This is a genomic window from Cupriavidus sp. DL-D2, assembly GCF_039710735.1.
Classification (GTDB): Bacteria; Pseudomonadota; Gammaproteobacteria; order Burkholderiales; family Burkholderiaceae; genus Cupriavidus.
In genome coordinates, this window is the sequence record NZ_JBDKXK010000108.1 from 1 (window position 1) to 11,058 (window position 11,058).

General features: G+C 65.4%; 11 protein-coding genes. 7 read left to right on the top strand and 4 right to left on the bottom strand.

The features are described 5' to 3' along the window. Positions 1-160 precede the first annotated feature (160 nt). The 3 genes from ABDB81_RS29895 (at position 161) to ABDB81_RS29905 (ending at position 3,084) form a co-directional block, all read left to right on the top strand. On the top strand, positions 161-1,342 hold the full coding sequence (locus ABDB81_RS29895; RefSeq protein ID WP_137923722.1) for an ABC transporter substrate-binding protein: 1,182 nt from the start codon (positions 161-163) through the stop codon (positions 1,340-1,342). A 183-nt stretch (positions 1,343-1,525) separates the two neighbouring features. Beyond that, on the top strand, positions 1,526-2,773 hold the full coding sequence (locus ABDB81_RS29900) for a PQQ-dependent sugar dehydrogenase (RefSeq protein WP_237380788.1): 1,248 nt from the start codon (positions 1,526-1,528) through the stop codon (positions 2,771-2,773). After that, positions 2,770-3,084, top strand: a complete 315-nt coding sequence (locus ABDB81_RS29905) for a cytochrome c (RefSeq protein WP_346814350.1) — start codon at positions 2,770-2,772, stop codon at positions 3,082-3,084. Before ABDB81_RS29900 ends, ABDB81_RS29905 begins: the two co-directional genes overlap by 4 nt. A 7-nt stretch (positions 3,085-3,091) precedes the next feature. Here the strand turns inward: ABDB81_RS29905 and ABDB81_RS29910 are convergent, their stop codons facing one another. The 4 genes from ABDB81_RS29910 to ABDB81_RS29925 are packed head-to-tail and all read right to left on the bottom strand — an operon-like array spanning position 3,092 to position 6,402. After that, on the bottom strand, positions 3,092-3,799 hold the full coding sequence (locus ABDB81_RS29910; RefSeq protein ID WP_346814351.1) for an ABC transporter ATP-binding protein: 708 nt from the start codon (positions 3,797-3,799) through the stop codon (positions 3,092-3,094). Further along, positions 3,792-4,544 (bottom strand): ABC transporter ATP-binding protein, encoded by a 753-nt coding sequence (locus ABDB81_RS29915; RefSeq protein ID WP_346814352.1) that lies wholly within the window; start codon positions 4,542-4,544, stop codon positions 3,792-3,794. The genes ABDB81_RS29910 and ABDB81_RS29915 overlap by 8 nt, the downstream gene beginning before the upstream one ends. Then, positions 4,541-5,536: a branched-chain amino acid ABC transporter permease gene (locus tag ABDB81_RS29920; RefSeq protein ID WP_346814353.1), complete on the bottom strand. Its 996-nt coding sequence runs from the start codon at positions 5,534-5,536 to the stop codon at positions 4,541-4,543. The genes ABDB81_RS29915 and ABDB81_RS29920 overlap by 4 nt, the downstream gene beginning before the upstream one ends. Then, entirely contained in the window at positions 5,533-6,402 is an 870-nt protein-coding gene (locus ABDB81_RS29925; RefSeq protein WP_346814354.1) for a branched-chain amino acid ABC transporter permease, read from the bottom strand. Before ABDB81_RS29925 ends, ABDB81_RS29920 begins: the two co-directional genes overlap by 4 nt. Positions 6,403-6,607: 205 nt before the next feature. Here ABDB81_RS29925 and ABDB81_RS29930 point away from each other — a divergent pair, with 205 nt between their 5' ends. The 4 genes from ABDB81_RS29930 to fghA all read left to right on the top strand — a co-directional run bounded on the left by ABDB81_RS29930 (position 6,608) and on the right by fghA (position 11,004). Further along, entirely contained in the window at positions 6,608-7,546 is a 939-nt protein-coding gene (locus ABDB81_RS29930) for an aldo/keto reductase (protein WP_346814355.1), read from the top strand. Between the two features lie 104 nt (positions 7,547-7,650). Beyond that, positions 7,651-8,928, top strand: a complete 1,278-nt coding sequence (locus tag ABDB81_RS29935; protein ID WP_346814356.1) for an MFS transporter — start codon at positions 7,651-7,653, stop codon at positions 8,926-8,928. Between the two features lie 110 nt (positions 8,929-9,038). Continuing rightward, the gene (locus ABDB81_RS29940) at positions 9,039-10,145 is read left to right on the top strand and encodes an S-(hydroxymethyl)glutathione dehydrogenase/class III alcohol dehydrogenase (RefSeq protein WP_137923730.1); all 1,107 of its coding nucleotides are present in this window, start codon (positions 9,039-9,041) and stop codon (positions 10,143-10,145) included. A 10-nt stretch (positions 10,146-10,155) separates the two neighbouring features. After that, entirely contained in the window at positions 10,156-11,004 is an 849-nt protein-coding gene (fghA, locus tag ABDB81_RS29945; protein WP_137923731.1) for an S-formylglutathione hydrolase, read from the top strand. Positions 11,005-11,058 lie beyond the last annotated feature (54 nt).

An 11,058-nucleotide genomic window follows, 5' to 3' on the forward strand; every position in this document is an offset into this window, starting at 1 on the left:
TTATCAACAACCTATCGAGGTGTCTGAAAAAACTTGACCAGTACAAACCGGCAGAGATTGCCGATAAAACACCGGGCAAACCCGATTGCCCGCCTCCCCTCCCCCCTCTACACTCCCCACTCGATGCAGCCCTACAACACTGCACTTTCGGGAGATCTCCATGACGTTCAGTCTGCTGCGGCGCGCCATGCTGGCGTGCGGCGCCCTTGCCGTTCTCGCGCATTCCCCGTTGTCCCATGCTGCCGATCCCGTGAAGATCGGGTTGATTGCGCCGTTCTCGGGCAGCTTTGCCGACTACGGCAAACAGATGGAAGGCGGTATCAAGGCGTGGCAGCAGATCCACGGTGACACCGTGGCGGGCCGCAAGGTGCAGATCATCGTCAAGGACACCACCGGCCCCGTGCCCGAGGTAGCCAAGCGGCTGGCGCAGGAACTGGTGGTTCGCGACAAGGTGGACGTGCTCGCCGGTTTCGGCCTGACGCCCGAGGCGCTGGCCGTGGCGCCCGTGGCCGAGCAGGCCAAGAAGCCGATGGTGATCTTCAACGCTGCGTCCTCGATCATCACCACGAAGTCGAACTACATTGCGCGCGTCTCGATGACGCTGCCGCAGATCTCCGCGCCGATGGCCACCTGGGCCGTGCGCAACAACGTGAAGAAAGTGGTGACGCTGGTGGCCGACTACGCGCCGGGCATCGACGCCGAAACCGCGTTCAAGACCAATTTCATCGGCGGTGGCGGCCAGATCGTGGAATCGATCCGCGTGCCACTGCGCAATCCGGAATTCGCCCCGTTCATCCAGCGCATCAAGGACGCCAAACCCGAGGCCGTCTTCCTGTTCCTGCCGGCCGGCGAGCAGGGCGTGGCCTTCATGAAGGGTTTCCGCGAGCGTGGGCTGGCCGATGCCGGCATCCGCGTGATTGCCACGGGCGACCTGACCGACGACCACGTGCTGCCCGCCATGGGCGATGCCACGCTGGGCGTGATCACGTCGTTCCACTACTCCGCCGCCCATGATTCGAAGGAGAACCAGGCGTTCCTGAAGGCGTTCGCCACCGCCAATCCTGGCGCGGGCCGGCCCAACTTCATGGCAGTGGCCGCGTTCGACGGCATGGCTGCCATCTACGAGGCGCTGAAGAAGACTAACGGCGCCACGGACGGCGACAAGTTCCTGGCTGCGCTCAAGGGCATGAAGCTGCAGAGCCCGCGCGGCACCATCACCATCGACCCCGCCACGCGCGACGTGGTGCAGACTGTCTACATCCGCAAGGTGGAAAAGCGCAACGGCGAGCTCTATAACGTGGAATTCGACAAGTTCGATGGCGTCAAGGACTCGGGCAAATAATCCACCCGCCCTGCCAGCAGGGATAGCCAGCAACTATCCCTGTAGTAGAAATCTTTTATCGCGCCTTTGGGAATGTGAAATTCCCTTGTGACGAAAGCTGTCCTAACCTTGTCTGGCGGCGCCTGCGCGCTGCCACACGACAAGAACTCCGGAGACAGCACGATGAAGCGCTCTGCCATTGCCATGGCGGCGGTATGTTTCGTGGCCGCCGTATCCAGCCCCGCCGTCATGGCGGCACCCACTGATAACCTCCAGAAGCTCCAGAGTTTCAAGCAGACCGGCGCGCCCCCGCCCGAGAAGGTGGCGCAGACCGGCCAGAACGCCGACGCCATCCGCGAGAACCTCAAGGCGATCAAGCTGCCGCAGGGCTTCAAGATCGAGCTTTACGCCATCGTGCCCGAGGCCCGCCACATGGCCATCGAACCCTCGACGGGCGTGGTCTTCGTCGGCACGCGCAAGAACCGCGTCTGGCAGGTTACCGATCGCACCAAGCGCCGCGTGGCCGATGATGTGGTGCAGTTCGCCAGTTCCGTCACGTTCAAGGTGCCCAACGGCGTCTGCTTCTCGCCGGACGGCATTCTCTATGTGGCCGAGCAGAACCGCGTGCTGGCCTTCCCCGCCGCCCAGTTCTTCGGCGAAGGCGGGCCCGATGTGGCCGCCGGCGTGGTGGTGCCGCAAGGCAAGCTTGTGCCTGCCGAGTTCGAAAGCTTCAACCACGGCGCGCGCGCGTGTCGCGTGGGGCCAGACAAGATGCTCTATATCGCGCTGGGCCAGCCGTGGAACGTGCCGCCCAAGGACAAGCTTGCCGCGATGAACAAGAGCGGCGTGTCCGGCATCATCCGCATCGGCCAGGACGGCAAGAACCGCGAGGTCTATGCGCTAGGCATCCGCAACTCCGTCGGACTCGACTTCAACCCGGCCGACAAGACGCTCTGGTTCACGGACAACCAGGTGGACGGCATGGGCGACGACCAGCCGCCCGGCGAGCTGAACCGCGCCACCAAGGCCGGCCAGAACTTTGGCTTCCCATGGTACGGCGGCGGCAAGGTCCGGACGGTGGAATACAAGGACGCCCAGCCGCCTGCGGACGTTGTGTTCCCGGTAGTGGATTACGCCCCGCATGCAGCGGACCTTGGCATGTCGTTCTACACGGGCAAGATGTTCCCGGCCAAGTATCAGGGCGGGGTTTTCGCCGCCGAGCACGGCTCCTGGAACCGCACCAAGCCCATCGGCGCGCGCATCGTTTACACGGCGGTGAACAAGGACGGCACGGCAGGCGCGACCGAGGTCTTTGCCGAAGGCTGGCTGACACCGAATGGCGAGTACATGGGCCGCCCGGTCGATGTTCAGCAATTGCAGGATGGCTCGCTGCTGGTGTCCGATGACTTTGCCGGCGCCATCTATCGCATCAGCTACTCGGGAGCGAAATGAGAGGCGCAGCCTATCTGACCGGCGCCTTGATTGTGGTGTGCCTCGGCCTGCCGGCCGGGGCCATCGCCGCCGACGTGCAGGCGGGCCGTGCCAAGGCGCTCCAATGCCAGACCTGTCATGGCATGGATGGCAAGTCGAAACTGCCCGAAGCCCCGCATCTGGCGGGGCAGGTCGAGTCCTACCTCGTGAAATCGCTCAAGGCGTACAAGACTGGCGCGCGCAAGGACGAGATGATGAACCTGATGGCGAAGCCGCTCAGCGATGCGGATATCGCCAACCTTGCCGCTTTCTACAGCAGCCTGAAACCCTGACGTTTCGCTATGCTTGCCGCACGGTCACTAGCCGATCGAGCAGCGCCATGTCGGATAGCAACGCGGCGCTGTCCGAGCGATGTACCACCCTGCCCCGGTCCAGCACGATGGCCTGCCGCGTCATGCCCAGCGCCAGCCGGGCATGCTGTTCCACCACGATCACTGCCATGCCGCTCTCTGCGATCAGCCCACTGATCACACGCTGCAACTCCTGGACGATGATCGGCGCGAGACCTTCCATCGGCTCGTCGAGCAATAGCAGTGAGGGGTTGACCATCAGCGCGCGCGCAATCGCCAGCATCTGCTGCTCGCCGCCCGACAACTGGTTGCCGAAGTTGCGGCGCCGCTCTTCCAGCCGCGGAAAAATGCGGTAAATCCCGGCAATATCCCACGGACCCGGTCGCGCCACCGCAGCCAGGTGTTCCTCGACGGTCAGCGATGGAAACACCCAACGCTCCTGCGGCACCCAGCCGATACCACCTTGCGCCCGCCGATGCGGCGGCGTGCGCGCCAGATCTTTCCCCCGCCAGTGCAGCCGGCCACCGCGCAGCCGCGTGAAGCCCATCAACGTCGAGAGCAGCGTGGTCTTGCCCACGCCGTTGCGTCCCAGCAGCGCCAGGCTATCGCCCGCGCCGAGCGTCAGGTCGATGCCGTCGAGTACCACCGCTTCGCCATAGCCAGCGCTGACGGATTCAAGTCGGAGCAACTCATCCATGGGCGGCCTCCCCGAGATACACCTCGCGCACGCGTGGAGCGGCAGCGATCTCGGCTGGCGTGCCCTCGGTCAGCACGCGGCCCGCCACCAGCACGGTGATGCGTTCGGCGAAGCGGAAGACCAGATCCATGTCGTGCTCGATGAAGACGATGGTGATATCGCGCGGCAAAGCGGCGATGACCGCAAACAGTTCAGCGCTCTCCCCTGCAGGGATGCCAGCTGCAGGCTCATCGAGCAACAGGATCGACGGCCGCGTGGCCAGTGCCAGCGCCATCTCCAGCAGGCGCTGCTTGCCGTAGGGCAACGCACGCGTTTCCCCATCCGCATCGCGGTCGAGCCGCAGCATCGCCAGCACGCCCATCGCCTCGTCCACCAGCGCCGTCTGCGACGCCACCGTGCGTGACCAGATGCCCGATGCGCCTGCACGCTCGGCCACGGCCAGCACCACCGATTCCAGCACCGTCAGCCCCGGAAACAGCGTATTGATCTGGAACGTGCGCGTCATGCCGAGCTTCACCCGTGTGTGCTGCGGCAGCTTTGTGATGTCCCGATCGCCAAGCCAGATGCGTCCCGCAGTCGGCGCCAGCGCGCCAGTCAGCAGGTTGATGAACGTGGTCTTGCCCGCGCCATTGGGCCCGATCAGCGCATGGCGCGAGCCCGGCGCAAATGTCAGCGAGACATCGCTATTGGCGGCAAACGCGCCCCAGGATTTGCAGAGGCCCTCGGTTCGCAAGGTGGCGGTCATGCATCGGCTCCCTGGTTTCCTGCGATGCGGCGTCGCGCGGCCATCCGCTCGCGGACCGTACTGACAGCGCCCATCACCCCACCCTTCGCAAACAGCACCATGAGCACCAGCAGCAGGCCGATCCAGAACTGCCAGTAGACCGGATTGATGCCGGACAGCACATCCTGCGCAATCATGAACAGCGCCGCGCCGATCAGTGCCCCGTAGAGCCGTCCCGTGCCGCCCAGTACCAGCATCACCAGCAGCTCCGCCGAGCGCGGAAAGCCGAGCACGTCCATGCCGACGAACTGCGTGGTCTGCGCCAGCAGCCCGCCCGCCACACCCGCGATGGCCGCCGCCAGCGTGAACACGGCGCGCAAGCGTCCCGGCACGTTGGTGCCGATGGCCGGCATGCGGCGTGCGCCCTCCCGGATGCCGCGCAGCGACAGTCCGAATGGCGAGGACACGATGCGCCGCACCAGCAGGAACATGACGAACAGCACGGCGAGGCTGTAGAGATACGCCGTCTTGCCGAACAGGTCGAACTCGAACACGCCAAGCACGCGATCCATCGTCACGCCCGACAATCCGTCCACGCCGCCGGTCAAGAAGGCGGCCTTGTTGGCGGCCTCGAACAGCATCAGGCCAATGCCGAGCGTGACCATCAACCGCGTCAGATCGCCGCCACGGATCACCAGGAAGCTGCACAGCCATCCGGCCAAGGCCGCCACCGCTGCGGCGGCCAGCAATCCGCTCAATGGTTCGCCCCAGCCGTGCGCGGCAAGCAGACCGGCCGCATAGGCGCCCAGTCCGAAGAACGCGGCATGGCCCAGCGAGACGATGCCCGCATAGCCGAGGATCAAGTCCAGCGACAACGCGAATAGTCCAACAATCAGAATCTGACTGCCGAGAATCAGGTAGCCGGGCAGCGCGAAGAACGCCACCACGGGAATGAGCCAGAACACGAACTCGGCCGGATTCCAGCGGCCATTGGGCAAGCGGTGCGATGTCATGCGGCTCGCCTCCCGTAAAGCCCGACCGGAAACGCTACAAGCAGCAGCACCATCATCGCGTAGATCACGAAAGCCCCGATTTCAGGCACGTAGTATTTGCCCGCCACATCGGCCACGCCCAGCACCATCGCGGCCACCAGCGATCCCCGGATGCTGCCCGCGCCGCCCACCGCTACCACCAGCAGGAAATACACCATGTACTTGAGCGGGAAGGTGGGATCGAGACCGAGGACGTCGATGCCCAGTCCGCCACCCAGGCCCGCGAGTCCCGAGCCCAGCGCAAAGGTCAGGCTGAAGACGCGATCCACGTCGATACCCAGCCCGCGCGCGGCCTGCTGGTGATCCACGGCGGCGCGCACCTGGGCGCCGAAGCGCGTCCGTGCCACAAGCCAGCCCAGCACCAGCGTGATGGCGATCACCACGGCCAGCAGGAACAGCCGGTAGGCGCCCAGTTCCAGTCCGGCCACCTTGACCTGGCCGATCAGGAAATCGGGCAACTGCACCGGCTGCTGCGAAGGTCCGAACCACCACGTCGCGCCAGCTATCGCCATGAACGTCAACCCAATCGAGAACAGCACCTGATCCAGATGGCTGGCGCGGTAGAGACGTCGATAGAGCGTGCGCTCCAGCAACCCGCCCACGAGCGCGGCGCCGACAAAGGCAATCGGCAGGGCGGCCAGGAACGGCACGCCCAGGCGGTTCATCGTCACCACGGAGAGATAGCCGCCGAGCATGGCAAACGCACCGTGCGCGAGGTTGACGAAATTCATCAGCCCCATCGTCACGGACAGGCCGATGCTGATCAGGAATAGCAGGCTGCCGTAAGTCACACCATCGAACAGCACGCCGGGCAAGCTCGATAACACGATCCGGTCCTTGTGAAGGGAGGGAATGCAGGGGATGGAAAGGTGCCGGGATTGTTCAGTGTGCGCCGCTTTTTTGCAATGGGGCGAGACCCGGCCCGGGCGTCGCGCCCAGTGCCGCGTCCGCAGTGGGTTCCGGCGCGGCATTTCGGTTTACATCGTTCCATGCACGCGCTATGGTCAGCGCAATCGACCGCCGGGAATCGCCATGCCAAGCCAACACCGTTGCATCGACCGCCGCACCTTCATGGAGTTGGCCGCCGCACTGGCCACGCTGCCCGCGGGCCAGGCCCTGGCCGCCGCCGCGCAGGCCGCAACGGTGGAAGCGCCGCTGCGCCGCAAGATCCCCGGCACCAACGAGTCTCTGCCCGTGATCGGCATGGGCACGGCCGATACCTTCAACGTGGGGCGTGGCGCCGAGGAACGCGGTGCGCAGGCCGAGGTGCTGGCCATGCTGCTCCAGCGCATTCCCCATCCCGTGGTGGATACCGCGCCGAGCTACGGCAGTGCCGAGACCGTGACCGGAGACCTGCTGCAAGCCGTGCAGGCACGCGGCAAGGTGTTCCTGGCCACCAAGGTCTCGACCAACGCGGTCAATACCATGGCGCAATTCACCGAATCGCGCGTGGCGCTGCAGTCCGACAGCGTGGATTTGCTGCAGGTGCATAACCTGATCGACTGGCGCGAGAACCTGAAACTTCTGCGCCAATGGAAGGACCAGCGCAAGACGCGCTTTATCGGCATTACCCATTACCGTGAGGACGCGCACCAGCAACTGGCCGACATCCTGCGCGCCGAGAAGGTGGACTTCCTGCAGGTCAATTATTCGCTGGCCGAGCGCAATGCCGAGAAATCGCTGCTGCCACTCTGCCAGGAGCGCGGCGTGGCAGTGCTGATCAATCGCCCATTCCAGGACGGCCGGCTGTTTGCCGCCGTCAAGGGCAAGCCGGTGCCCGACTGGGCTGGCGAGATTGACTGCCAGTCCTGGGGCCAGTTGTTCCTCAAGTTCATCATCAGCCATCCGGCAGTGACAGCGGCGATTCCCGCAACATCCAAGCCGAAAAACATGGCCGATAACCTGGCCGCCGCGTTCGGACGCATGCCGGACACCCGCGAGCGTGCCCGCATCGCGGCGGCGCTGGCGTGACTGCATGACTATCTGACCCGACTGTCGGCATGCCTCCGCCCGACACCCGCGATCCCCCGTCCTCCCCGCGCACCGGTCGCCTGCTCGGCGTGCGCGCCGGTGAGATGCCGGCCGTCATCGCCGCCTTCCTGTTCTTCTTCTGCCTGTTCGCGAGCTACTTCATGCTCCGCCCCGTGCGCGAGACGATGGGGATCGCCGGTGGCGTGAAGAATCTGCAATGGCTGTTCACGGCCACCTTTGTGGTGATGCTCGTGGCGATTCCGTTCTACGGCGCATGCTGCAAATGGCTGCCACGCCGGCGCTTCGTGCCGTGGGTCTACGCGTTCTTTGTCGCCAACCTGCTTGGCTTTGCGTTTGCCACGCGCGCGATGCCCGACAACGTCTGGCTGGCGCGCGTGTTCTATGTCTGGCTGTCGGTGTTCAACCTGTTCGTGGTGTCGGTGGCGTGGAGCCTGATGGCCGATGTGTTTCGCCCCGAGCAGGCGCGCCGCCTGTTCGCGCTGATCGCGGCGGGTGCCAGTGCAGGCGGGCTCGCCGGTCCGGTGCTCGGCGGCTGGCTGGTCGGCAGCATCGGCCTGACCGGATTGATGCTGCTCTCTGCCGCGCTGCTCGCCGCCACGCTGCCGGGCACGGGCTACCTGTTCGGCTGGCGACGCCGGCACGGTGCAGGCGCCATCGAGGCCATGCAGGCGATGGACCCTTCCGAGCCAGTGGGCGGAGGATTGTGGGCCGGGTTGATGCTGGTGGCGCGCTCGCGCTATCTGCTGGGCGTGGGCCTGTTCGTGATCCTGCTGGCAACGGCAAGCACCTTCCTGTATTTCGAGCAGGCGCGGCTGGTGGCCGAGGCATTTCCATCGCGCCAGCAGCAGACGCAGGTCTTCAGCGCGCTCGACGCCGCGGTGCAGGCGCTGACCATCCTCGTACAGGTTTTCTTCTCGGGCCGCGTGGCACGCCGCTACGGCGTGAGCGCATTGCTGACGCTCGTGCCCCTGGCGGTGGCCGGCGGCTTCCTGCTGCTCGCGATGTGGCCCACGTTCGCCGTGCTGGCCGGCGTGATGATCCTGCGGCGCGTGGGCGAGTACGCGATGCTGCGACCCGGCCGCGAGATGCTGTTCACGGTGGTGGACCCCGAGACCAAGTACAAGGCCAAGAATGTCATCGACACGGCGGTCTACCGTGCGGGCGATGCCGTGAGCGCGTGGGTCAAGACCGCCATCGACGCGCTCTCGGGCCACCCCGCCACGGTGGCGCTGGCCGGTGCGATGCTGGCACTGGCCTGGGCGTGGCTCGGCTGGTGGCTGGGCCGGCGCCACGAAGGACAATTGCCGACTACCGAAAACACCGCGCCCCCTGCCACACCACGCACGACAGTCAGCCGATAATCGCTCATCCGTCTGGCCGCATCCCGCCGTTGCCCGTATAGTCTTGGCCTGTCGGCGGAAGGCGTGCCACGCACGCCTTCGCCCCACCTCATTCGCACAGGAGTTGCCCCATGAAGACCAAAGCCGCCATTGCCTGGAAAGCCGGCGCCCCGCTCACCGTCGAAGAGGTGGATCTCGATGGCCCGCGCGCAGGCGAGGTACTCGTCGAAATCAAGGCCACGGGCATCTGCCACACCGACTACTACACGCTCTCCGGCGCGGACCCCGAAGGCATCTTCCCGGCCATCCTGGGCCACGAAGGTGCGGGCATCGTCACGGACGTCGGCCCCGGCGTGACCTCGCTTAAAGCCGGCGATCACGTCATTCCGCTCTACACGCCGGAATGCCGCCAGTGCAAGTTCTGTCTCTCGCGCAAGACCAACCTGTGCCAGGCCATCCGCTCGACGCAGGGCAAGGGCCTGATGCCCGATGGCACGTCGCGCTTCTCGATCGACGGCAAGCCGATCTTCCACTACATGGGCACGTCGACCTTTGCCAACCACATCGTGGTGCCGGAAATCGCGCTGGCCAAGATTCGTCCTGACGCACCGTTCGACAAGGTCTGCTACATCGGCTGCGGCGTGACCACGGGCGTGGGCGCCGTGCTGTTCACGGCCAAGGTGGAAGCGGGTGCCAACGTGGTGGTGTTCGGCCTCGGCGGTATCGGCCTGAACGTGATCCAGGCCGCCAAGATGGTGGGCGCCGACAAGATCATCGGCGTGGACCTGAACCCGGGCCGCGAAGCCATGGCACGCAAGTTCGGCATGACGCATTTCATCAACCCGAAGGATGTGGAAAACGTAGTGGACGCCATCGTGCAACTGACCGATGGTGGCGCCGACTACTCGTTCGAATGCATCGGCAACACGCAGGTCATGCGCCAGGCGCTGGAGTGCTGCCACAAGGGCTGGGGCAAGTCGATCATCATCGGCGTGGCCGAAGCCGGGGCGGAAATCTCCACGCGTCCGTTCCAGCTGGTCACGGGCCGTGAATGGAAGGGTTCGGCCTTCGGCGGCGCACGTGGCCGCACGGACGTGCCCAAGATCGTCGACTGGTACATGGAAGGCAAGCTGAACATCGACGACCTGATCACGCACACGCTGCCGCTGGATCGCATCAACGAGGGCTTCGACCTGATGAAGCGCGGCGAGTCGATCCGCTCCGTGGTGCTGTACTGAGGATCGGCCCATGGAACTGCTGAGCGAACACGGCTGCCACGGCGGCGTCCAGCGCTTCTACCAGCACCAGTCGGCGGCCATCGGGCTGCCGATGCGGTTCTCGGTGTTCCTGCCGCCGCAGGCACTGGTGCCGGGCGCGAAGGCGCTGCCGACGCTGTTCTACCTGGCCGGCCTGACGTGCACCGAAGAAACGTTCATGATCAAGGCCGGCGCACAGCAGTTCGCAACCGAGCACGGCCTGATCCTCGTGGCGCCCGATACCAGCCCACGCGGCGCCCACGTGCCCGGCGAGGCCGATGCATGGGACTTCGGCGTGGGAGCCGGATTCTACGTCGATGCCACCGAAGCGCCGTGGCGCATGCACTGGCGCATGGAGAGCTACGTCGCCGACGAACTGTTCCATCTGGTTACCGCCGAACTCCCGGCGGACCCCGCACGCATCGGCATCTTCGGCCACTCGATGGGCGGCCACGGCGCACTGGTGCTCGCCCAGCGCTACCCGCAACGCTTCCGCTCGGTGTCGGCCTTCGCACCCATCGCTGCCCCTTCGCAATGTCCGTGGGGCGTGAAAGCCTTCACGGGCTATCTCGGCGAAGACCGCAACCGATGGGCCCAGCACGACGCGACGGCGTTGATGGCCGCGCAGGCTTCGGCACCCTTCCCTGCGGGCATCCTGATCGACCAGGGACTGGCGGACAAATTCCTGGCCGAGCAGCTTTATCCGGAAGCGTTCGAAGCGGCTTGCGCCAAAGTAGGCCAGCCCCTGACGCTACGGCGCCATGCAGGCTACGACCACGGGTATTACTTCATCTCGACGTTTGTGGCCGATCATGTGCGGCATCATGCGGAAAGGCTTTGAAGCGTTTTAGCTCCCCTCTCCCGCGAAGTGGGAGAGGGGTTGGGGGAGAGGGCC

Bases quoted from the DNA above. Each gene is read 5' to 3' on its own strand.
- ABDB81_RS29895 (WP_137923722.1), top strand. From the start codon at position 161: ATGACGTTCAGTCTGCTGCGGCGCGCCATGCTGGCGTGCGGCGCCCTT.
- ABDB81_RS29940 (WP_137923730.1), top strand. From the start codon at position 9,039: ATGAAGACCAAAGCCGCCATTGCCTGGAAAGCCGGCGCCCCGCTCACC.
- ABDB81_RS29910 (WP_346814351.1), bottom strand. From the start codon at position 3,799: ATGGATGAGTTGCTCCGACTTGAATCCGTCAGCGCTGGCTATGGCGAA.
- ABDB81_RS29920 (WP_346814353.1), bottom strand. From the start codon at position 5,536: ATGACATCGCACCGCTTGCCCAATGGCCGCTGGAATCCGGCCGAGTTC.
- ABDB81_RS29935 (WP_346814356.1), top strand. From the start codon at position 7,651: ATGCCGGCCGTCATCGCCGCCTTCCTGTTCTTCTTCTGCCTGTTCGCG.
- ABDB81_RS29905 (WP_346814350.1), top strand. From the start codon at position 2,770: ATGAGAGGCGCAGCCTATCTGACCGGCGCCTTGATTGTGGTGTGCCTC.
- ABDB81_RS29930 (WP_346814355.1), top strand. From the start codon at position 6,608: ATGCCAAGCCAACACCGTTGCATCGACCGCCGCACCTTCATGGAGTTG.
- ABDB81_RS29915 (WP_346814352.1), bottom strand. From the start codon at position 4,544: ATGACCGCCACCTTGCGAACCGAGGGCCTCTGCAAATCCTGGGGCGCG.
- ABDB81_RS29900 (WP_237380788.1), top strand. From the start codon at position 1,526: ATGGCGGCGGTATGTTTCGTGGCCGCCGTATCCAGCCCCGCCGTCATG.
- fghA (WP_137923731.1), top strand. From the start codon at position 10,156: ATGGAACTGCTGAGCGAACACGGCTGCCACGGCGGCGTCCAGCGCTTC.